The following is a 19,953-nucleotide window of genomic DNA, read 5'->3' on the forward strand; positions in this document are numbered from 1 at the left end:
CCTCCTTGCCGTCGGTGTGGCCCCGGCCTAGCTTCCTGATAGGGAACGATCCCTAACAAAGGAGGAGGCGGGTCATGAACACCAGATCCGGCCCGGCCCTCGCGGCGCTCTTCGCGGCGGCGTTCGTGATGGGCAGTGCCGAGCTGCTCGTCGTCGGGGTGATCGACCTCATCGCCGCCGATCTCGCGGTGCCGGTGAGCACCGCGGGGGCGGCCGTCACCGCGTACGCGCTCGGGATCGCCGTCGGCGGGCCGATCCTGACGGCGCTCACCATCCGGTCCGGCCGCCGCGCCGTGCTCGCGTGGGCGCTAGCCGGGTACGTGGTGGCCACCGCGGCACCGCTCGTCACGTCGAGCGCGGCGCTCTTCCTCACGGCCCGGTTCGCCGCGGGCGCGCTGCACGGCCTGTTCATCGGCGTCGCGTTCGCCGTCGCCGGCGCGCTCGTGCCGCCGGAGCGCACGGGGCGCGCGATCGGGATCGTGCTCGGCGGGATCTCGGTGTCCACGGCCCTCGGTGTCCCGCTGGGCACGCTCGTCGGGCAGGCGATGGGCTGGCGGGCGGGCTTCGTCGGCGTCGCTGTGCTCGGCCTGGGCGCGCTGCTCGCGCTCCTGCGCATCGTGCCCAATGTGGCCGCGACGGGCGGCGGGCGCGCTTCCGTGCAGGCCAGGCACGCGTTCGCGCCCCGCGTCCTCGCGGTGCTCGGAACCGGCCTCCTCCTGCTCGGCGGCCAGTACGCCGTGCTCACCTACATCACGCCGTTCCTGCAGGAGCGCACCGGCGTCTCCAGCCCGGCGGTGAGCGCGTTCCTGCTCGCCTACGGGGTGGCCACCGCGGTCGGTGTGTTCGCAGGCGGATGGGCGGCCGACCGCAGCGCCACTCGCACCCTCGTGCTCGGCAACGCCGCGCTGGTGGTCGCGCTCGGCCTCCTGCACCTGGTCGCCGCGATCCCGGTGCTCGTCGCGATCGTGCTGGTGGTCTGGGGCGTCGTCGGGATGGGCCTCGTGCCCTCGCTGCAGTACCGCGTGCTCGACCTCGCCGGACCGGGCCGCGACCTCGCCGCCACCCTGCCCGCCTCGGCGCTCAATGCCGGCATCGCGCTCGGCGCGCTCGCGGGCGGCTGGACGCTCGACGCCTTCGGCGCCGGCGGCCCCCTGATCACCGGCCTCGTGGTCACCGCGGTGGCGCTGCCCGCCGCGTGGGCCACCGCCGCGCTTCGCCCCACCACCCAGCACACCGAAGGAGTCCCAGCATGACCGACCTGACCGGACGCACCGCCCTCGTCACCGGCGCCTCCCGCGGCATCGGCCGCGCAATCGCCGAGCGGCTGGCCGCCGACGGCGCACTCGTCGCCGTGCACTACGGCAGCAACGAGACGGCCGCCAAGGAGACCGTGGCCGCGATCGAGCACGCGGGCGGGCAGGCCTTCGCCGTGCGCGCGGACCTGGCCGAGACCGCCGAGCTGGACGGCCTGTTCGCCGCGCTGCGAGCCGGGCTGGCGGGGCGCCCGCTGGACATCCTCGTCAACAACGCCGCGTACATCGACTACACGGCGACGATCGAGGGCGCCACCCCGGAGGCCTTCGACCGGCTGTTCGCGGTGAACGTCCGTGCGCCGCTCTTCGTCATCCAGCGGGCACTGCCCCTGATGCCCGACGGCGGCCGGATCGTGAACGTCTCATCGGGCGTGACGTGGTTCTCGACGCCGGAGGTCGTCTACGGCATGAGCAAGGGCGCGCTGAACGTGCTCACCCGCTCGCTCGCGTACACCCAGGGCAGGCGGGGGATCACCGTCAACACGGTCTCGCCGGGCATCACCGAGACCGACATGAACGGCTGGCTGACCGAGAGCGCCGACGCCGCCCGCGCGGTGGCCGGCATCACCGCGCTCGGCCGGCACGGGCAGCCCGCCGACATCGCCGACGCGGTGGCCTTCTTCACCTCCGACGACGGCCGCTGGGTGTCCGGGCAGACCCTCGAGGTCAACGGCGGCCTGCTGCTGGGCCCGCCCGCGGCCTAACGATCGCCGTCCACGCGGTAGTCGAGCAGGACGAGACGGTCGTCGAGAACGGTGGTCCCGGCGAGGCCCAGTTCGACGTCGGGTAGCTCGGCGAATACGGGCTCCTCGCCGGCCACGCCGTGGATCATCGGGAAGACCATCACCCGTACCCGGTCGACCAGGCCGAGCCGGAAGAGGCTGCGGACGAGCGACCGGCTGCCGATGGTGCGCATCGGCAGCCCGTCGGACATGGCCTTCAACGCGGGCACGGCCGTCTCGACCGGCTCGTGGACGATCGTCGTGTTCGCCCACGTCAGCGGCGGTTGGAGCGTCTTCGAGAAGACGATCTTGGGAAGCTCGGCCATCCTCGGGAACGTCGGGTCGTCGCCGTTCGCGACGATCTCGGACATCAACCGGTACGACGTCGCGCCCATGAGCATGACGTGCTCATCGGCCAGCTGCGCCTGCATCCACTCGAACAGGTCCGGCCCGCCGTAGCCCCAGTACGGGGCCGGACGTGGCCCGCCGCCGCCGTACCCGTCGACGGTGCTGAACAGGTCGACACTCAACTCGCGCATGGATCCTCCCGGCCGTCGCCTTCGGCGGTACGTCGAACGGCGGGCCGGCGAATCGACACGCCCCGGCCGGCCACCCGGAACCAGACGTCGGTCGCCATGGGCGGGGTGTCGACCTCGATCCGCTCCAGGCGGACGTGCGTACCGCCCGGGTGGTCGAACAGCCGCACGCCGTCGCCGAGCAGCACGGGAGCGATGCACACGAGGATCTCGTCGAGCGCGCCCGCATCGAGGCAGCTGCGTGCCGTCGCGGCGCCGATGACGTTGACGTACCCGTCGCCTGCCGCGGCCCGCGTCGCCGCCACCGCCTCGTCGACGTCCGTCACGAACGTGATCCCCGGCACCGGGTCGGCAGGCGGCTTGCGGGTGAGCACGAACTGCGGGCCGTCCCAGCCGCCGCCGAACACCTTCCCCTCACCCTCGGTACCGGCGTGCGGGTCGTCGCCGCCGCGGAACGTGCGCCCGCCCACGAGGATCGCCCCGACCCGGGGGATCAGCCGGTCGATCAGCGGGTTGGGCCCGAGGTACGGGGTCAGCCACGACATGTCCCCACCGGGACCCGCGATGAACCCGTCGAGCGACATCGTTGCCGAGTACAGAAGCTTCGCCATGTCATGGAGACGGTGCGGCGCGGGGAACGTCATCGGCCGGCAGGAACGGTGGGAGGTCGAAGGCCGGGAAGAGGTGCGTGTCGTGGAACGCGGTGACGTCGGTGACGAGGCCGCGCTCGATGCGCAGCACCGAGATCGCGAACGCGCGGTACTCGGCACCGGTGCGGACGTACGTCGCCACCGCGGGCCGCCCGTTGGCCCGGGTGGGCAGCATCCGGAAGCGGTACCCCAGCCCGTCCGACGCCCAGCTCGCGCGCAGCGCCGCGAGCACGGTCCCGCGGCCGCGGAACCACATCGGCCACGGCGGCATCGCCGTGCGCACGTCCTCGGCGAGCAACGCCGCGAGGGAGTCGGGGTCGGCGCTCTCCATCGCGGCCATGTAGCGGTGCAGGACGGCGCGCTCCTCCGCGGTGGGTGGCGTCGAGGGTGCCCAGTCGGCCCGCCTCGCCGGAAGGTGCTCGCGCAGGGTCACGCGCGCCCGCTGCAGCGCGCTGTTCACCGAGACGACGCTGCCCTCCAGCACGTCGGCGATCTCACCTGGCCGCCAGCCGAGCACGTCCCGCAGCAGCAGTGCCGCCCGCTGCCGCGGCGGCAGGTGCTGGATCGCCGCCAGAAAGGCCAGCTCGATCGTCTCCCGCTCGACGGCCGTCTCCTCGGGTGCCAGCCGGTCCGGGAACGGCTGCAGCCACGGGATGTCGGTCCGGGGCGGCAGCCCTTCGGTCGCATCCGACGGCGGCCGCAGGTCCTGGGGGAGCGCCCGCCGGGCCGTGCCGTCGAGGAAATCGAGACAGGCGTTCGTGGCGATGCGGTAGAGCCATGCGCGCACGCTGGAGCGGCCCTCGAACCCGTCGATCGCCTTCCACGCGCGCAGGAACGTCTCCTGCACCATGTCCTCGGCCTCGTCGAACGAGCCGAGCATCCGGTAGCAGTGCACGCGCAGCTCGCGGCGGTGGCGTTCGGCCATCGCCGCGAACTCGTCGTGGGGGACGGTCATTCGCCGCGCAGCAGCTGCTCGAACGGCACCGGATCCGCGAACGGGTCTGCCGCCGCGGCGGCGGGCCGGGCCGCGACGAGGTCGGCGAGCTCGCCCGCGGCGCGGGCGATCCGCCGGTCCAGCGCAGGCACGCCGGCTGCGCCGCCCGCCCAGTCCTCTGGGGCCGCGAACACCGCGGTGGGCACGACCACCGCGTGCAGGTAGGCCATGAGCGGGCGCACCGCGTGTTCGAGGGCGAGCGAGTGGCGGCCCGTGCCCCCGGTGGCTGCGATCAGCGTCGGCTTCCCGTCGAGCGCGCCGTCTTCCAGCGCGTCGAAGAGCAGCTTGAACAGGCCGTTGTAGGAGGCGGAGAACGTGGGCGTGACCGCGATCAGCCCGTCGGCGCCCACCACCGCGTCCACCACCGGGCGCAGGCCCGGCGCGACGAAGCCTGTGAGCACCGCGTCCACCAGCTCGTGGGCGTGCTCGCGCAGCTCCACGACCTCGACCTCGGCGTTCACCCCGTTCTCGGCCAGCGCCGCGGTGGTGGCCGCGGCCAGCCGGTCGGCGAGCAGCCGCGTCGACGACGGGACGCCGATCCCCGAGGTCACGACCGTGATCTTGCGCGTCATGCCGGCACCTCCTGGGCCGCCTTCAGGCTCTCGTGGGTCGGCGCGTCCGGGACGTGCGCCGGCGTGCGCGCGGCGAACTCCTTGCGCAGCACCGGGATCACGTCCTCACCCAGCATGTCCAACTGCTCCAGCACCGTCTTCAGCGGCAGGCCCGCGTGGTCCATGAGGAACAGCTGGCGCTGGTAGTCGCCCGCGAACTCGCGGAAGGTCAGCGTCTTGTCGATGACCTGCTGCGGGCTGCCGACGGTCAGGGCGGTCAGCTCGGAGAAGTCCTCGAGCGACGGGCCGTGGCCGTAGACCGGGGCGTTGTCGAAGTACGGCCGGAACTCGCGCACGGCGTCCTGGGAGTTCTTCCGCATGAACACCTGCCCGCCGAGTCCCACGATCGCCTGGTCGGCCGCGCCGTGGCCGTAGTGCTCGAACCGGCGCCGGTACAGGTTCACCATCCGCCGGACGTGCCCGGCGTCCCAGAAGATGTTGTTGTGGAAGAAGCCGTCGCCGTAGAAGGCGGCCTGCTCCGCGATCTCCGGGCTCCGGATCGAGGCGTGCCACACGAACGGCGGCACCCCGTCGAGCGGGCGCGGCGCGGACGTGAAGCCCTGCAGCGGCGTGCGGTGCTTGCCCTCCCAGTCGACGACGTCCTCTCGCCAGAGCCTGCGCAGCAGCGCGTAGTTCTCGACGGCCAGCGAGATGCCGTCGCGGATGTCCTGGCCGAACCAGGGGTAGACCGGCCCGGTGTTGCCGCGCCCGAGCATCAGGTCGACGCGCCCGTCGGACAGGTGCTGCAGCATCGCGTAGTCCTCGGCGATCTTCACCGGGTCGTTGGTGGTGATCAGCGTGGTGGCCGTCGACAGCAGCAGCCGCTTCGTGCGCGCGGCGACGTAGCCGAGCAGCGTGGTGGGGGAGGAGGGCACGAACGGCGGGTTGTGGTGCTCGCCGGTCGCGAAGACGTCCATTCCCACCTCCTCGGTCTTCAGCGCGATGGCGACCATCGCCTTGATCCGCTCCGCCTCGGTGGGCGTGCGGCCCGTCGTCGGGTCGGGTGTGACGTCACCGACGGAGAAGACGCCGAACTGCATCTCCATCTCGATCCCTGCCTCCGGTAGTTGCATCTGCAATCACCTGGCCCCAACGCGCGGGTCGACGAGTTCATGCCCGGACCGTGCTCGGTGCCACACCCCGCTCCCGCTTGAACGCCGCGCTGAACGTGAAGGCGTCGGAGTAGCCGACCCTGCGCGCCACCGCCCCGACCGTGACCTCGGGATCGGCGAGGTACTCGGCGGCGAGCGTCATCCGCCAGCTGCGCAGGTAGGCGAGCGGCGCGTCCCCGACGAGCTCGCGGAACCGCTTCGCGAACGCCGCCCGTCCCGACCCACCCCGCGCCGCCAGCTCCTCCACCGTCCAGCGCCGGGCCGGGTCGGCGTGCAGCGCCTCGAGGGCCGGGCCGACCACCGGGTCGGCCAGCGCGGTGAACCAGCCGGGCCGCTCCGGCGCGCGCCGCTCGAACCACGCGTGCAGGGTGCAGCTGAGCAGCCAGTCGAGGAGCCGGTCCCGGACCGGGGCGGGCCCGCCGCCCCCGCGATCGAGCAGCTCGAGCAGGGTCACGCAGTCCGGATCCTCCGCCGCGACGACGGCGATCGCGGGCAGGGCGCTGGTCAGCCGGGTCCCGCCGGTCCGCGTGCGGTAACCGCAGATGATCAGAGACGCGCCGCCGTCGCCAGCCCGGACCGTCACCGAAGGTCCGGGCTGGACCATCGCCATCCCACCGGGCGCGAGTGCCCCGCCCTCCGCGACGACCTCGCCTGCGAGCACGCCGCACAGCACCAGCGGCGAGCCGACGGGCACCGTGTACTCCTCGTCGGGGCCGAGCCGGGCGCGCAACACCGCGCCTTCGTGGGGCCGGACCCCACGGAGCAGGGCCTCCAGGACCGTCACGATCCCGGAGCCTAGGCCGTGTTTAGGAAGTCCGGGTCGATGGGCTTCGTGATCCAGGCGGCCGCTGGCAAGGCGGAGGCGCGAGCCGTTGTATTGGAATACCCGGTCGTGCCGACAACGCAGCCAGCGGTCGCCTGGGCGCGAAGACCGCGATCCGGACTTTCTAAACGCGGCCTAGTGCGGTGGACGCGCACACATCCCCCGCGGACGCGCGAGCATGGCCGCGGCGGGCGCCCGCGAGATCCACTGAACGGCATGAACGCAGATATCTCAGTGCTGGCCGCGAGCGGGAAGTCGGGCCGGCGGGTGGTCGCGGCACTGCGGGCGGCCGGGCACACGGTGCGGGCCGCGTCCCGGACCGCGGAGGTCCGCTTCGACTGGCAGGACCCGCGCACCTGGCCCGCGGTGACCGACGGGGCGGGAGCGCTCTACCTCGTCGCCCCCGAGGACCCCGCCCCGGTGCGGCAGTTCGTCGACCTCGTGCAGGAGTCGGGCGTGAAGCGCGTCGTGCTTCTCTCGGGCCGGGCGAGGGAGGTGTGGGGTGACCGTTTCGGGCACGCCATGGCGGCGGCCGAGGACGCCATCCGGGGCAGCGACCTGAGCTGGACGATCCTGGGGGCCAACAACTTCATGCAGAACTTCACCGAGGACCTCTGGTACGAGCCGCTGCTGGCCGGCAGGCTCGCCCTGCCCACCGGCGGGGTGCCCGAGCCGTTGGTCGACCTCGATGACGTCGCCGCGGTCGCGGCGAGGCTGCTCACGTCCGACGAGTACGCGGGCCGCACGGTCGAGGTGTCGGGTCCGGCCGCGCTGACGTTCGCCGAGGCCGTGGCCACCATCGCGGCCGCGGCCGGCCGGCCGATCCGGTTCGAGGAGCTCACCCCTGCGGCATACGCGGACGAGCTGCGCGCGGCAGGCCTCGATGAGGAGTGGGTCGCGTTGCTGGGCGGCTTGCTCGAGCTGATGCGCGAGGGACACGTCGCCGCCCCCACGACCGGGGTCGAGGACGTGCTGGGCCGGCCACCGCGCTCGTTCGCGGACTGGGTGGCGGAGATCGCACCCAGCGGGGTGTGGGGGAGCTGATCTCTGTCGGTGGGTCCGTGCATGATGCCCCCGGTCGAGTGAGGGGAGCAACGGATGACGGACGCACCGGCAGCGCTGTCGGAGCAGGACCTGGCGGCAGCACGCGCAGAGCTGGCGGAGGGCAGGCCGTTCCCGGTGTGGTTCACCGCGGCGGCCGTCGGGGTGCCGGTGGGCGGCTCGGCGAAGGTCGTGTCGATCGGCGAGCCGGCCGAGGGCGACTTCGTCGAGGTCCGGCCCACCGGCACCAAGGACACGGTGTTCTGCTCGCCGAACGAGCTCACCCGCACCCGGCCGCCGCGGCGGCGGGCGCAGAAGGCCGCAGACAAGGTGGCGGACATGCCGGCGGAGAAGCCGCTGCCTGCCCCGACGCCGCCTGCCCCGAGATCACCCGCACCGAGGCCGCAGGCCCGTCAGGAGAGCCGCGCCCCGTCGCCGGACCGCAACGGCTCCTCGCCTGCCGCCGAGGAGCAGAAGCCGGCGCGTCCCCGCACCGTCGCGCGCCCCGCCGAGGTCACCGTCACGCTGAGCAGCACGGTCGAGGGCGAGTGGACGGTGGAGGTCGTCACCGGGCGCAAGCGCACCGTGCGGCCAACGCCGGTGCAGTCCGCCGAGGTGGCCAAGGCCGCCCGGTCCCTGCCCCCTGCCGTTGCCGAGGCGATCGAGTCGTCACTCGCGGCGGCCCGGCAGCGCCAGATCGAGCGGGTGGAACGGCTGCGGGCCGAGCTCGACGCGGCGCAACGAGCTCTGCAGGACCTGTCGGGCTGACGGCGGCCGCGTGAGCGCAGGCGTCAGGACTGCGGGCCCACCGGCTTGCGCAGGACGTTGCCCGTGGCGCGCCCCTTGCGGGCCAGCCGGGCGGCCGTGCGCAGGGTGCGGCGCGGCAGTTCGAGCACGTCGACCACGGCCCGGTAGCGCCACCCCGGCACCGAGAGGGTGCGTCCCTTCGCGAGGTCGGTGAGGCAGGTGTCCACCACCGCCGACGGGTCCAGCCCGTCCCGGGACGCGTCCGGGGGCGCGGGGAACATCGCGTTCCGCAGCTGGCCCGCCACCAGCGCGATCATGCGGACGCCGGTGCCCTCGAGCGAGGAGGCGACCGTATCGGTGAACGACAGCACCCACGCCTTGCTCGCGGCGTACGCGTCGCCCTTCCCGGCGAGGTACCCGGCGAAGCTCGCCACGTTGATCACCGCGCCCCGGTGCCGGTCGATCATCCCGGGCAGCGCGGAGCGGGTGAGCCGCATCAGCGCCGTGATGTTGACATCGATCTCGGCCTGCAGCTTCGCGACGTCGGCCACCGTGAACTCGGTCTCGCCGCTGACGCCCGCGTTGTTCACGAGCATGTCGACCGGCCGGTCCCGGTCCTCCAACCGGGCCTGCACCGCGGCGAGACCCCTTTCGTCGGTCAGGTCGGCCACCAGCACCTCGACGTTCCTCCCCGGCCCGCGGAGGAACGTCGCGACGCGCTCCAGCCCTGTCTGGTCGCGGTCGACCAGCACGAGGTCGTGGCCGTCGTGGGCGAGCCGCGAGGCGAAGGCGGAGCCGAGCCCGCGGCTGGCACCGGTGACGAGGGCGATAGGCATGACCGGGAGGCTAATGCCCCGGGGCCGGAGCCCGGCTGTGCCCCCGCAACCGGACAACGACGACATGTGCCGCCATCACCAGCTGGACGACCACGTAGCCCACCGCCACCGGTAGCGCCGCCGTCGCGGCATCGTCCGGAGCACCGCCGGCCACCGGCACGAAGAGGACGGTCACCAGCACCAGGAACGTGCTGGTGAGGTGCAGCCGCGCGTACGCCATGCCGCGCCCCGATGCGGTGCGCACCCCGAGCTCGTGCACGACGATCAGCCGGAACGCCTGCCCGAGCAGCAGCAGGCGGAGCACATCGGCCGCCGCCGCATACCCCGCACCGAAGACCGACAAGCCCGGCCCCGCGAGCAGCGCGCCCACCGCGAGCAGCGGCAGGAAGATCACCAGGAGGCGCCTCCGGGCCGAGGACGCCAGCTCCGCGGCGCGTTCCGGCGCTCTGGCCCAGATGGCGGTGAGCGAATGCGTGTAGTAGGTGGCGGCGGTCTCCAGGACGACCGTTGCCTGCCACGCGACGAAGAACGCCGCACCGATCTCCGGCCCGAACCGCAGGATCACGACCAGCGGCACCTGGTTGAGCAGCAGGGTGTATCCCATCTGGGCCGCCGCCGTCGGTCCGAGGAAGCCCACCACCTCCGACCGGCCGGGCATGATCCCACCGCAGGCTTTGCGGCCGTAGCGGCGCACGGCCACCAGTAGGACGACGGAACCGACGGCGATCCACACCACGATCGGCCCGACCCACGACAGGACGACCCCCTGCGCGCCGAGCGCGGTGCCCAGCACGACGAGCAGGGTGATCCGCACGACCGCGAACAGGCCGTTGCGCCACACGCACCACCATGGCTTGCCGATCGCCACGAGGATGTAGTCGTGGACGACGAACGCGCCCCAGCCCGCGGCCGCGAGCGTGAACAGGCACACGCCGACGGAGAGCGACCCGTCCACACCGGCGGCGGTGCGAGCCAGCTCGGGTACCGCCAGCACATAGCCGAGGCCGACGAGCCCGGCCAGCGGCATGATCAGCAGCAGGCTCCGCCACACCAGCGGTGGGGCGTGGCAGCCCGCGACCGGGAGCCAGCGCATCAGCCCGAGGCCGAGGTTCAGCTGCGTGATGCCCGCGATCAGGATGAAGGCGGACACGACGGCGGCCGCGAGTCCCACTTCGGCCTGCGGCAGGAGGCGGGCGGCGATGAGCCAGCTCGCGAGTCCCGCCAGCGCGCCGAGCGCGGAACTGATCGACATGGCGGCGCCCCCGCCCGCCTGGCCCGTCGATTTCGTGCCATCGCCCGCCGCGCCCGGGAGTGCGAACACGATCGGCTGGGTCGGCAGCTCTGCGATCACGAACCCGCCGCGCTGCGCCGACGGCGAGCCCGCCAGTCGGAGGGGCGTGGTCGCCACCTCGGTGCACGGGAGCCCCGCAGGGCGCCGGCGTGATCGCGCCTGCGGGCGCGTTGGCAGCACGATCGGAACCGTCGGGCTCGGATCGAGAGGGGTCGCGTGTCGTTCCCGCTCTGTCACCGGGCCGCTCCCCATCGCGACGGCATTGATCGCTACCTCCCGCACCCGCAATAGCAGTTGCGTCACCCTATCGGGGTAGCAAATCGAGCGTTAGGGGACCCTTAGTTCTGCACGCAAGGTCCTGGTCACGCCGTTGAGGGGATGCCGGCATCAGGCTTTCGGGTTGACGACCGCGTCCAGCGCGGCCAGGGCCTCCCGCCGGGCCACCGAGATCGTGTCGGGGCGGGGGAAGCGGTGGGCGATGTCGAGCCGGTCGAGCGCGGCGCTGCAGACGCCGAGGACGTCGGCGCCTCTGGCCGGAGCGGATGGCCGCCAGTGCGGCTCGGCGCGCCTCGGCGTCGTACGCGCGATCAGTGTCGCGTTCGCCACCGACGATTTCCGCGACGCGCTGGTGCCCCCGGTGGGATTCGAACCCACACTGGACGCTGTTTGAGAGCGCGGCCTCTGCCGTTGGGCTACGGGGGCTGACCGGTCACAGACTTTAGCGCGTGCCTGCTGTTGGACACTTTCCACCCTGCCACCGGATCGGCGGGATCACAGTTCGGCCAGGCAGACGGCCGGTATTCTGAATCCTTCCGGTACAACCCCCGGCGAAGGAGAGCAGCCCTGTGAGCCAGCAGGTGTCCGAGCAGAACTCCGCGGACGAGGCCCGACCGGCCGCCGGTCTGCGCGTGCTCGTGGTGGAGGACGAGGCCCTCATCCGCCTCGACCTCACGGAGATGCTGACCGAGGAAGGCTACGTCATCGCTGGTGAGGCGGGCGACGGCGAGCAGGCCGTCGAGCTCGCCCGCGAGCTCAGGCCCGACCTGGTCATCATGGACGTGAAGATGCCGAAGGTCGACGGCATCGCGGCCGCGGGGTCGATCGTCGAGGAGAAGATCGCGCCCGTCGTCATGCTGACGGCGTTCAGCCAGCGCGACCTCATCGAGCAGGCGCGGGACGCCGGCGCGATGGCGTACCTGGTCAAGCCGTTCGCGCGGCACGAGCTGGTGCCTGCCATCGAGCTGGCGGTGTCCCGGTTCGCGGAGAAGCGGGCGCTCGAGGACGAGGTGGCCACGCTCACCGACCGGCTCGAGACGCGCAAGACCGTCGACCGCGCCAAGGGCCTGCTGATGACGCGGCAGAGCATGACCGAGCCGGAGGCGTTCCGCTGGATCCAGCGCACCGCGATGGACCGCAGGACCACGATGAAAGCGGTCGCGGAGGCCATCGTCGACGGGTTGGCCGCGCCGAAGTCCTGAGACTCATGAACGTTGCGGTCCGGTAAAGGACGTGCCGTCGATGATGACTCTGTCGCTCGCTTTCCCTTAACGTCCGCCCGTCTCCCGGAACGGGGGGCGAGCGTGGGCGGTCCCGCGGGGAGCCCGGGGGCGGTACGGAAGGACATGGACATGAGTCGGAATCGGAAGGTGCTCGCGCTCGCCGCGACACTGGCCGGAGCCATGGTGCTCGCGGCGTGTGGCGGCGGCGGCGGTGGTGACACCGGCGGTGCCGCGCCGACGCAGCAGCGTGCAGAGCCGACGCAGGCGCCGTTCACGCCGCCGGCCGACGCGGAGCTCCCGGCCGGTGACGGCCAGGGGCAGTGCAGCGGCGACCCGACGATCGCCTACGTCGGCACGATCGCGGGCGCGAACGCGGGGCTGGGCATCGCGATCAAGCAGGCGGTCCAGCTCGCCATCGAGGAGCACAACCAGGCCAACGCAGGCTGCCAGGTCTCCTACAAGGAGTTCGACACCGCCGGCTCCCCGCAGACCGCGCTCGCTCCCACGGTCGCCGCCATCAACGACCCGACGATCCTCGGGATCGTCGGGCTGCCCTTCTCCGGCGAGTCCGAGGCCGTCGGCCCGGCGCTCTCGGAGGCGGGCCTGGTCTCGGTCACCCCGTCCGCCACGCGGCCCGACCTCACGACGAAGGGGTTCACCCACTTCTTCCGCGGCCTGGGCAACGACGCGGTGCAGGGGCCCTCGGCCGCCCGGTTCATCACCGGCACCCTCGGCGCGCAGAGCGTCTGCGTGATCCGCGACGACAGCGCGTACGGCCAGGGTCTCGCCACCGAGCTGACCAACGCCCTCGGTGCTGCCGCCACCTGCCAGGAGGAGGTCAAGACCGGTCAGCGCGAGTTCTCCGCGGCGATCGGCACGATCCAGTCCGGGAACCCGGACGCGATCTTCTACGCCGGCTACTACGACGAGGGTGCCCCGCTCGCCCAGCAGCTGCGCGACGCCGGCATCGAGGCCGACATCGTCGTGCCGGACGGCGTGAAGGACCCGATCTTCGTCCAGAACGCGGGTGAGGCGTCCGACGGCGTCTACATGACCTGCCCGTGCCTGCCCGGCGACGTGTTCCCCGAGTTCACCGGGGCCTACAAGGCACGCTGGAACGTCGACCCGCAGACGTACTCGGCCGAGGCGTACGACGCCACGACGATCCTGCTGCGCGGCCTCGACCAGGGCATCGCCGACCGTCCGGCGCTGCTCGAGCACGTGCGCAACTACCAGGGCCAGGGCCTGACCAAGCGGTTCCAGTGGAACGCGAACGGTGAGCTGAACGAGACACCGGTGTGGAGCTATGTCGTGAAGGACGGCCAGATCCAGCGGCTGTCGCCGATCGAGTAGCGGCACGAGTCAGGCGTCAAGTAAAGCGGTGACTACGAGCGCGGCCCCGGACGGCTCCGGGGCCGCGCCCGTAGTCACTTGAAGACGGGAAACACCCCCTGTGATCACCCACGTCACGAGCGTGCTCGCGCAGGACCCGCTGATCGACTTCAACTTCGAGTTGCTGGTCGACCGGTTCTGGGCCAACACCATCGACGGCCTGTCCTACGGCTCCATCTACGCCCTGGTGGCAATCGGATACACCCTGGTCTACGGCGTCCTACGATTGATCAACTTCGCGCACAGCGAGATCTTCGTCATCGGCGTCTTCGCCGCCTACTTCGCGTTCGTCGCAATGGGGTTCAGCCCCGGTCAGTCGCCCGACCTGGGGATCGTCGCGCTGGTCGGGTCGCTGCTGCTCGCCGCGCTGGTGGCGATGGCCGCGTCGGGCGGTGCCGCCGTGCTGCTGGAGCGGATCGCGTACCGGCCGCTGCGGAAACGGGGCGCCCCCTCGCTGGTCTTCCTGATCACCGCGATCGGCGCGTCGTTCGCCATCCAGCAGATCTTCCTGATCACGCTCGGCGCCAACTCGCAACCGACGATCCGGCTGCTGCGCCCGACCGAGGTGTTCGAGGTCTTCGGCGCGCGGGTCACGAACATCCAGATCATGACGGTCGTCGCGGCGATCGTGCTGATGGTCGTCGCCGACACGTTCGTCAACCGCACCCGCCTCGGGAGGGGCGTCAGGGCGGTGTCCCAGGACCCGGCGACGGCCACGCTGATGGGCGTCAACCGCGAGCGCGTCTTCATGCTCACGTTCCTGCTCGGCGGCGTGCTTGCCGGCGCGGCCGCGCTGTTCTACATCATGACCATCCCGGCGGCGGCGGTGTACAACGGCGGCTTCCTGCTCGGCATCAAGGCGTTCACCGCCGCGGTGCTCGGCGGGATCGGGAACCTGCGCGGCGCCCTGCTCGGAGGGCTGGTGCTGGGCGTCGTCGAGAACTACGGCCAGTCGTTCTTCGGCGGCGAGTGGCGCGATGTCATCGCATTCGTGCTGCTGATCATCGTGCTGATGTTCCGGCCGACCGGCATCCTCGGTGAGTCGCTCGCGAAGGCGCGCGCATGAACGCCGCACACGCCGCCGCCACGAAGGTGCCGTTCGGCACGCGGCTGCGGGACTGGTGGGGTTCGCTGGACCGCTGGCAGCAGTGGGCGGTCATCATTCCCGCCGTCGTGCTCATCTACCTGCTGCCCGTGCTCAACCCGCCGCTGCTCACCACGGAGCCGGGCACCGACTTCCAGATCACGCTGTTCAACGCGGCGCGGATCGCGCTGATCGCGATCGGACTGAACATCGTGGTGGGGCAGGCGGGGCTGCTCGACCTCGGCTACGTCGGCTTCTTCGCCGTCGGCGCATACACGACGGCGGTGTTCTCGAGCCCCGACTCGTTCCTCGCCACCGAGTACCCGTGGCTGGCCTGCATCCCGCTGGCGATGTTCGTCACGGCGGTGTCCGGGCTCATCCTCGGCGCCCCCACGCTGAGGCTGCGCGGCGACTACCTCGCGATCGTCACCCTCGGGTTCGGCGAGATCGTCCGGCTGCTCGCCGACAACCTCGATCCGCTGCGCGGCCAGCGCGGCTTCAGCGCCATCCCCGGCCCCGAGGTCGCACGCGCGGACGGCTCGCAGATCTTCACCTCCACGGACGGCACGCCGTGGTACTGGCTGACCGTCACAGTGATCATCGTGGTGCTCATGTTCGTGGGCAACCTCGAGCGCAGCCGCGTGGGCAGGGCGTGGGTGGCCATCCGGGAGGACGAGGACGCCGCCGAGGCGATGGGTGTGCCGACGTTCCGGTTCAAGCTGTGGGCCTTCGCGATGGGTGCCACCGTCGGCGGGCTGTCCGGCTCGATCTACGCCGGGCAGATCGGCTTCATCAACAGCCAGGGCTTCGACATCATCACGTCGATCCTGTTCCTCGCCGCCGTGGTGCTCGGTGGGTCGGGCAACAAGGTCGGGGTGATCCTCGGCGCGTTCATCATCGTCTACATCCCTGACCGGTTCCAGGTGATCGCCCAGTACCGGTTCCTGATCTTCGGGCTGGCCATCATCGTGCTCATGATCTTCCGCCCGCAGGGCCTCCTCGGTGCCCGCCAGCGCCTGCTGACCTACGGCCGGCAGGCCTACCAGCGCCTGATCGGCAAGGGGGAGCAGATCAGCAGCGAGAGCGCGCTGGGCAAGCACGAGGAAGGGGTGCTCCGGTGACCCGCCCCGAGCCGCCCACCGAGGAGATCTCGGCCGAGCCGCCGGAGGGCGGTCTCGTCGCCGAGCTGCAGCGGATGACGCCGCAGGAGCGGGCGGCGCACGAGCGGGAGGTGGCGGCAGCAGCCGCCACCGATCGGGAGATCGCCGTCGGCGTCGGCGACACGCTGCTCGAGCTGCGCGACCTCACGATGCGCTTCGGCGGCCTGACCGCCCTCGACGCCGTGTCCTTCTCGATCCAGCGTGGCGAGATCCTCGGGCTGATCGGGCCGAACGGCGCGGGCAAGACCACCTGCTTCAACGCCATGACCGGCGTATTCCGCCCGACGTCGGGCGATGTGCTCCTCGAGGGACGCTCGATCAGCCGCCGCCACCGCTACGAGATCACCCGGCTCGGCATCGCGCGGACGTTCCAGAACATCCGGCTGTTCGGTGAGATGACGGCGCTCGAGAACGTCATGGTGGGCACGGACGCCCGCCACAAGACGAGCGTCCCGGGGGCCGTCTTCCGCATGCCGCGGCACTACGCCGAGGAGCGGGCGGGCGTCGAGAAGTCGATGGCCCTGCTCGAGTTCGTCGGCATCGCCGACCGTGCCGCGGAGAAGGCGCGCAACCTGCCCTACGGCTACCAGCGGCGGCTGGAGATCGCGCGTGCGCTCGCCACCGAGCCGAAGCTGCTGTGCCTCGACGAGCCGGCCGCCGGCTTCAACCCCGCGGAGAAGGACGACCTGGTCGCCCTGATCCGCAAGATCAGGGAGGACGGGTACACCGTCCTCGTCATCGAGCACGACATGAGGGTGGTGATGGGCGTCACCGACCGCATCGTCGTCCTCGAGTTCGGACGCAAGATCGCTGACGACGAGCCGGAGGCGATCCGCGAAGACCCCGCCGTCGTGGCGGCGTACCTGGGGGTGCCCGACGATGGCTCTGCTTGAGCTGGACGGCGTGGCCGTGCACTACGGGCGCATCCAGGCGCTCTCGGACGTGTCGGTCACGGTGGAGGCAGGCGAGATCGTGGCCCTGATCGGCGCCAACGGTGCCGGCAAGACCACCACGATGCGGGCCGTCTCCGGGCTGTTGCCGCTGAGCGCGGGCCGGGTGGTCTTCGAGGGCGAGGACATCACGCGGCTGCGGGCCGACCTGCGGGTCCGCCGCGGGATCTGCCAGGCGCCGGAGGGTCGCGGCGTGTTCCCGGGCCTCACGGTGCTGGAGAACCTCGACATGGGGGCCTACAGCCGCAAGGACCGGCGCACGGCCGCCTACCGCGAGGACCTGGACCACGTGTTCGAGCTGTTCCCGCGCCTCGCGGAGCGGCGCAACCAGGCGGGCGGCACCCTGTCCGGCGGCGAGCAGCAGATGGTCGCGATCGGCCGCGCGCTGATGGCGCGGCCCCGGGTGCTGCTGCTCGACGAGCCGTCGATGGGGCTCGCGCCGCAGATCATCCAGCAGATCTTCCGGATCATCAGCAGCATCAACGCCGACCGGGGCACCACCGTGCTGCTGGTGGAGCAGAACGCGAGCCAGGCCCTCGCCCTCGCGCACCGGGCGTACGTGCTGGAGACGGGGCGGGTGGTGCAGCACGGCACCGGCCGTCAGCTGCTCGACGATCCTGCCGTGCGCAACGCTTACCTCGGCGTGGCCTGATCATTCGGCCGTCCGGGTCAGAACCCGGACGGCCGGGTGTCCCGGTGCAGGCAGGTCAGCTTCGCCGTGCAGGTGCGCCTGCCCTCGGCGTCGGTGATCACGATCTCGGTGGTGGACGTGCTGCGGCCGACGTGGATCGGCCGGGCCACCCCGGTGACCAGCCCTTCTGTGGCCGATCGGTGGTGGGTGCACGCGAGCTCGAGGCCGACCGGGAACCGGTCGGGCAGCGCGTGCAGCGCCGAGAGCGTGGAGCCGAGCGTCTCGGCCAGCACGGCGTTGGCGCCGCCGTGCAGCAGCCCGAACGGCTGGCGGTTGCCTGCCACCGGCATGGTGCCGACCACCTCGTCGAGGCTCAGCGAGACGAACTCGATGCCCATCAGCTTGGGGAGCTGCTCGGGTGCGTCGGGAAGCGTGAGCTCGGCCGGGTCGATGGGCATTCCGGCACCCTATGTCAGCCCCATCCGACGCTGACGTCGGTAGCGCCGAGCAGGGCGGCGTAGCGCGCGGCGGGTGCGTGCACCGCCTCGCGGACCGCGGCGGGGAGCTCGCTGAACGGGCGGATGGTGACCGCGAGCTCCCCGTCGCGCCGCTCGTGCTCCCACACCGCGGCCACCGCCCCGTCGACGACGAGGACGGGGGAGATCCAGCCCGCGGTGCGCGACACCTCGGACGTGCGTTCCGGCGGTACCGCGCGCTCGCGGTGGGAGCGCGGCGCGATCACCCATGGGTCGAAGCCGGGGAGCAGCACGACGTCCCCTTCCGGGGAGTCGGGAACGGCGGCGAGCTCGTCGGCGTCCTCGGCGCGGACGACGAACCCGGCCTCGCCGTCGACCTCGACGGCGGTGAGCGCGTCGGCGTTCTCCCGGAACCAGCGCCGGGCAGGGGCAGGCTGGTCGCCCCACCAGCGGGCGACGTCGACCGCGGTGGCCGGCCCGTTGGCGGTGAGGAAGCGCAGCAGCACCTCACGGTTGGCCGCGGACGGGTCGATCGGCCGCAGCGGGCGCCCGAGCCATGCCGCCGGGTTGACGAACGAGACCGCGCCGTCCGTGGACGGCCCGGAGCAGAGCAGGCCACGGCTCGCCGCCGGTTTGAGCACGGCGCCCCAGCCGGTGGAGAGCGGGGCGGCGAGTGCCGGGTCGCCGAGCCGAGCGGTGATCGCGGCTGCGAGCTCGGCCCTGCTGAGCGGCTCGGCGCCGAGCACCTCGCCGACGGCCTCGGTGATCGCGTGCACCTGCTCCCCGGTGACGCCGTGCTCACGCTCGTACGAGGGCGGGAAGCGACGGCGCGACTCGTAGTCGGTGCGCGCACCCACCCAGACGTCGAGCTCGTCGGCGGGCAGCAGGTGCAAGGTGCCGCGCATGGCCCACGTGCGCACGAGCGACCGGTCGCGCCACAGCGCCGTGTCGAGGTCGGGCGGGGTGGCGCTGCGGATGCCGGCGATCAGCTCGGTGCACGACGCCACCTGCGCATGCAGCCCGCAGACCCGCCGCGCCACGGCGAGCGCGTCGGCCGCGGGCTCGACGAGGAGCTGCCGCCGCAACCGCCACCGCACCACTTGCCGCCATGTCACCTTCACGGTGCGATCCCAGCACAGGAGCCCGACCGGAAGGGAAGGGAGCTCGGGAGGCTACGGCTTGTGCGTCACGAAGATCGCAGTGCCGGGGAAGAGACGGCCTCGCAGGGGGGACCACTGGCCCCACACGGTCTCCCGGTCCTCCGGCCACTCCGGTTCCACCAGGTCGTCCAGCACCAGGCCGGCGGCGACGGTGTCGCGGACGCGGTCGCCCAGTGTGCGGTGGTGCTCCACGTAGGTGGCGTGGCCCTCGGCGTCGATCTCGACGTAGGGGGTGCGGTCGAAGTAGGACTGCTGGACGGTGAGCCCGTCGGGGCCGGGATCGTCGGAGAACATCCAGCGCATGGGGTGGTTGACGGCGAACACCCAGCGGGCGCCCGGGCGCAGCACCCGCGCGACCTCGCGCATCACTCGCTCCGGCTCGGCCACGAACGGCACGGCCCCGAACGCGGAGCAGGCGGCGTCGAAGGAGGCGTCGGCGAACGGCAGGCGCTCGGCGCCCGCCTGCACGAGTGGTACCGCCAATCCGGTGGCGGCACTCAGCGTGGCTGCGTGGCGCAGCATCCCGGCGGACAGGTCGAGCGCCACGGGGCGGGCACCCTGCGCGGCGAGCCACCGTGAGCACGGCGCCGAGCCGCAGCCGACCTCCAGCACCCGCAGACCGGTGACGTCGCCGAGCAGGCGGGCGTCGGCCTCGCGCAGGCCTTCCGGGCACCACATGAAGTCGGCCTCGCCGATGTCGCGGCCGTGTTCTGCCAGGTAGTCGTCGGCGTCGGCGTCCCACCACATCCGGCTCGCGCGCTCCGACTCGGCGCTGCCCACCTCCCGGCGGGCCACCCCGGCCGTCCCCAGCAACTCTTCGGCGCTCACCTGGGAATCATCAGGGAAGGTTGGCGGTTGAGCAGGGGGTACCCGCATTGCCCTGCTGATCGGGCGGCGCGTAGCATGATACTCGCGTTGTGGTCAA

The 19,953-nt window shown here is 72.2% G+C and carries 22 protein-coding genes and 1 tRNA gene; 10 read left to right on the plus strand and 13 right to left on the minus strand.

Going from position 1 to position 19,953, the window contains the following annotated elements:
- The first annotated feature begins 74 nt into the window (after positions 1-74).
- Together K1T35_RS15820 and K1T35_RS15825 are read left to right on the plus strand one after the other, a co-directional pair.
- Positions 75-1,253 carry an MFS transporter gene (locus tag K1T35_RS15820; protein ID WP_220260912.1) on the plus strand — a complete coding sequence of 393 codons (1,179 nt, stop codon included), beginning with the start codon at positions 75-77 and terminating at the stop codon, positions 1,251-1,253.
- Positions 1,250-2,017: an SDR family NAD(P)-dependent oxidoreductase gene (locus K1T35_RS15825; protein ID WP_220260913.1), complete on the plus strand. Its 768-nt coding sequence runs from the start codon at positions 1,250-1,252 to the stop codon at positions 2,015-2,017. Before K1T35_RS15820 ends, K1T35_RS15825 begins: the two co-directional genes overlap by 4 nt.
- Here K1T35_RS15825 and K1T35_RS15830 read toward each other — a convergent pair.
- From K1T35_RS15830 to K1T35_RS15855, 6 genes are all read right to left on the minus strand, one after another.
- A complete protein-coding gene (locus K1T35_RS15830; RefSeq protein WP_220260914.1) occupies positions 2,014-2,574 on the minus strand; it encodes a dihydrofolate reductase family protein in 561 nt (186 codons plus the stop codon). The two genes, K1T35_RS15825 and K1T35_RS15830, sit on opposite strands and share 4 nt — an antisense overlap.
- A complete protein-coding gene (locus K1T35_RS15835) occupies positions 2,562-3,182 on the minus strand; it encodes a dihydrofolate reductase family protein (protein WP_220260915.1) in 621 nt (206 codons plus the stop codon). Before K1T35_RS15835 ends, K1T35_RS15830 begins: the two co-directional genes overlap by 13 nt.
- A 1-nt stretch (position 3,183) precedes the next feature.
- Positions 3,184-4,176: a sigma-70 family RNA polymerase sigma factor gene (locus K1T35_RS15840; protein WP_220260916.1), complete on the minus strand. Its 993-nt coding sequence runs from the start codon at positions 4,174-4,176 to the stop codon at positions 3,184-3,186.
- Positions 4,173-4,787: a CE1759 family FMN reductase gene (locus K1T35_RS15845; RefSeq protein WP_220260917.1), complete on the minus strand. Its 615-nt coding sequence runs from the start codon at positions 4,785-4,787 to the stop codon at positions 4,173-4,175. Before K1T35_RS15845 ends, K1T35_RS15840 begins: the two co-directional genes overlap by 4 nt.
- Positions 4,784-5,866 carry an LLM class flavin-dependent oxidoreductase gene (locus tag K1T35_RS15850; protein WP_220262630.1) on the minus strand — a complete coding sequence of 361 codons (1,083 nt, stop codon included), beginning with the start codon at positions 5,864-5,866 and terminating at the stop codon, positions 4,784-4,786. Before K1T35_RS15850 ends, K1T35_RS15845 begins: the two co-directional genes overlap by 4 nt.
- Before the next feature lie 70 nt (positions 5,867-5,936).
- Positions 5,937-6,722 (minus strand): AraC family transcriptional regulator, encoded by a 786-nt coding sequence (locus K1T35_RS15855; protein ID WP_255621955.1) that lies wholly within the window; start codon positions 6,720-6,722, stop codon positions 5,937-5,939.
- Positions 6,723-6,977: 255 nt separating this feature from the next.
- Between K1T35_RS15855 and K1T35_RS15860 the strand changes: the two genes are divergently transcribed.
- Both K1T35_RS15860 and K1T35_RS15865 read left to right on the plus strand, forming a co-directional pair.
- A complete protein-coding gene (locus K1T35_RS15860; protein WP_220260918.1) occupies positions 6,978-7,805 on the plus strand; it encodes an NAD(P)H-binding protein in 828 nt (275 codons plus the stop codon).
- A 54-nt stretch (positions 7,806-7,859) separates the two neighbouring features.
- Positions 7,860-8,570 carry a DUF6319 family protein gene (locus tag K1T35_RS15865; protein ID WP_220260919.1) on the plus strand — a complete coding sequence of 237 codons (711 nt, stop codon included), beginning with the start codon at positions 7,860-7,862 and terminating at the stop codon, positions 8,568-8,570.
- A 23-nt stretch (positions 8,571-8,593) separates the two neighbouring features.
- Here the strand turns inward: K1T35_RS15865 and K1T35_RS15870 are convergent, their stop codons facing one another.
- The 4 genes from K1T35_RS15870 to K1T35_RS15885 all read right to left on the minus strand — a co-directional run bounded on the left by K1T35_RS15870 (position 8,594) and on the right by K1T35_RS15885 (position 11,378).
- A complete protein-coding gene (locus K1T35_RS15870; RefSeq protein WP_220260920.1) occupies positions 8,594-9,385 on the minus strand; it encodes an SDR family oxidoreductase in 792 nt (263 codons plus the stop codon).
- A gap of 10 nt (positions 9,386-9,395) precedes the next feature.
- Positions 9,396-10,793 (minus strand): lipopolysaccharide biosynthesis protein, encoded by a 1,398-nt coding sequence (locus K1T35_RS15875; protein ID WP_220260921.1) that lies wholly within the window; start codon positions 10,791-10,793, stop codon positions 9,396-9,398.
- A 270-nt stretch (positions 10,794-11,063) separates the two neighbouring features.
- Entirely contained in the window at positions 11,064-11,282 is a 219-nt protein-coding gene (locus tag K1T35_RS15880) for a hypothetical protein (protein ID WP_220260922.1), read from the minus strand.
- Positions 11,283-11,302: 20 nt separating this feature from the next.
- Positions 11,303-11,378, minus strand: a tRNA-Leu gene (locus tag K1T35_RS15885).
- A gap of 143 nt (positions 11,379-11,521) precedes the next feature.
- Here K1T35_RS15885 and K1T35_RS15890 point away from each other — a divergent pair.
- The 6 genes from K1T35_RS15890 (at position 11,522) to K1T35_RS15915 (ending at position 17,413) form a co-directional block, all read left to right on the plus strand.
- The gene (locus K1T35_RS15890) at positions 11,522-12,154 is read left to right on the plus strand and encodes an ANTAR domain-containing response regulator (protein ID WP_220260923.1); all 633 of its coding nucleotides are present in this window, start codon (positions 11,522-11,524) and stop codon (positions 12,152-12,154) included.
- Between the two features lie 150 nt (positions 12,155-12,304).
- Positions 12,305-13,528: a branched-chain amino acid ABC transporter substrate-binding protein gene (locus K1T35_RS15895; RefSeq protein WP_220260924.1), complete on the plus strand. Its 1,224-nt coding sequence runs from the start codon at positions 12,305-12,307 to the stop codon at positions 13,526-13,528.
- A 103-nt stretch (positions 13,529-13,631) separates the two neighbouring features.
- Positions 13,632-14,633, plus strand: a complete 1,002-nt coding sequence (locus K1T35_RS15900) for a branched-chain amino acid ABC transporter permease (protein ID WP_255622598.1) — start codon at positions 13,632-13,634, stop codon at positions 14,631-14,633.
- A complete protein-coding gene (locus K1T35_RS15905) occupies positions 14,630-15,772 on the plus strand; it encodes a branched-chain amino acid ABC transporter permease (protein WP_220260925.1) in 1,143 nt (380 codons plus the stop codon). The genes K1T35_RS15900 and K1T35_RS15905 overlap by 4 nt, the downstream gene beginning before the upstream one ends.
- Before the next feature lie 74 nt (positions 15,773-15,846).
- The gene (locus tag K1T35_RS15910) at positions 15,847-16,704 is read left to right on the plus strand and encodes an ABC transporter ATP-binding protein (protein WP_220262633.1); all 858 of its coding nucleotides are present in this window, start codon (positions 15,847-15,849) and stop codon (positions 16,702-16,704) included.
- Entirely contained in the window at positions 16,697-17,413 is a 717-nt protein-coding gene (locus K1T35_RS15915; protein ID WP_370645509.1) for an ABC transporter ATP-binding protein, read from the plus strand. The genes K1T35_RS15910 and K1T35_RS15915 overlap by 8 nt, the downstream gene beginning before the upstream one ends.
- Positions 17,414-17,430: 17 nt before the next feature.
- Here the strand turns inward: K1T35_RS15915 and K1T35_RS15920 are convergent, their stop codons facing one another.
- Genes K1T35_RS15920 through K1T35_RS15930 form a run of 3 tightly spaced genes read right to left on the minus strand, consistent with a single transcriptional unit; the run spans position 17,431 to position 19,904 of the window.
- Positions 17,431-17,850 (minus strand): hotdog fold thioesterase, encoded by a 420-nt coding sequence (locus K1T35_RS15920; protein WP_220260927.1) that lies wholly within the window; start codon positions 17,848-17,850, stop codon positions 17,431-17,433.
- 14 nt (positions 17,851-17,864) lie between these two features.
- Entirely contained in the window at positions 17,865-18,983 is a 1,119-nt protein-coding gene (locus K1T35_RS15925) for a winged helix DNA-binding domain-containing protein (protein WP_220260928.1), read from the minus strand.
- 57 nt (positions 18,984-19,040) lie between these two features.
- Positions 19,041-19,904 carry a class I SAM-dependent methyltransferase gene (locus K1T35_RS15930; protein WP_220260929.1) on the minus strand — a complete coding sequence of 288 codons (864 nt, stop codon included), beginning with the start codon at positions 19,902-19,904 and terminating at the stop codon, positions 19,041-19,043.
- Positions 19,905-19,953: the final 49 nt, after the last annotated feature.

This window comes from Pseudonocardia sp. DSM 110487 (genome assembly GCF_019468565.1).
Taxonomy (GTDB): Bacteria; Actinomycetota; Actinomycetes; order Mycobacteriales; family Pseudonocardiaceae; genus Pseudonocardia.

Excerpts from the sequence above, each read along its gene's own strand:
- K1T35_RS15820 (WP_220260912.1), top strand. The coding sequence starts at position 75 with ATGAACACCAGATCCGGCCCGGCCCTCGCGGCGCTCTTCGCGGCGGCG.
- K1T35_RS15825 (WP_220260913.1), top strand. The coding sequence starts at position 1,250 with ATGACCGACCTGACCGGACGCACCGCCCTCGTCACCGGCGCCTCCCGC.
- K1T35_RS15830 (WP_220260914.1), bottom strand. The coding sequence starts at position 2,574 with ATGCGCGAGTTGAGTGTCGACCTGTTCAGCACCGTCGACGGGTACGGC.
- K1T35_RS15835 (WP_220260915.1), bottom strand. The coding sequence starts at position 3,182 with ATGGCGAAGCTTCTGTACTCGGCAACGATGTCGCTCGACGGGTTCATC.
- K1T35_RS15840 (WP_220260916.1), bottom strand. The coding sequence starts at position 4,176 with ATGACCGTCCCCCACGACGAGTTCGCGGCGATGGCCGAACGCCACCGC.
- K1T35_RS15845 (WP_220260917.1), bottom strand. The coding sequence starts at position 4,787 with ATGACGCGCAAGATCACGGTCGTGACCTCGGGGATCGGCGTCCCGTCG.
- K1T35_RS15850 (WP_220262630.1), bottom strand. The coding sequence starts at position 5,866 with ATGCAGTTCGGCGTCTTCTCCGTCGGTGACGTCACACCCGACCCGACG.
- K1T35_RS15860 (WP_220260918.1), top strand. The coding sequence starts at position 6,978 with ATGAACGCAGATATCTCAGTGCTGGCCGCGAGCGGGAAGTCGGGCCGG.
- K1T35_RS15865 (WP_220260919.1), top strand. The coding sequence starts at position 7,860 with ATGACGGACGCACCGGCAGCGCTGTCGGAGCAGGACCTGGCGGCAGCA.
- K1T35_RS15870 (WP_220260920.1), bottom strand. The coding sequence starts at position 9,385 with ATGCCTATCGCCCTCGTCACCGGTGCCAGCCGCGGGCTCGGCTCCGCC.
- K1T35_RS15895 (WP_220260924.1), top strand. The coding sequence starts at position 12,305 with ATGAGTCGGAATCGGAAGGTGCTCGCGCTCGCCGCGACACTGGCCGGA.
- K1T35_RS15905 (WP_220260925.1), top strand. The coding sequence starts at position 14,630 with ATGAACGCCGCACACGCCGCCGCCACGAAGGTGCCGTTCGGCACGCGG.
- K1T35_RS15910 (WP_220262633.1), top strand. The coding sequence starts at position 15,847 with ATGACGCCGCAGGAGCGGGCGGCGCACGAGCGGGAGGTGGCGGCAGCA.
- K1T35_RS15920 (WP_220260927.1), bottom strand. The coding sequence starts at position 17,850 with ATGCCCATCGACCCGGCCGAGCTCACGCTTCCCGACGCACCCGAGCAG.
- K1T35_RS15930 (WP_220260929.1), bottom strand. The coding sequence starts at position 19,904 with ATGCGGGTACCCCCTGCTCAACCGCCAACCTTCCCTGATGATTCCCAG.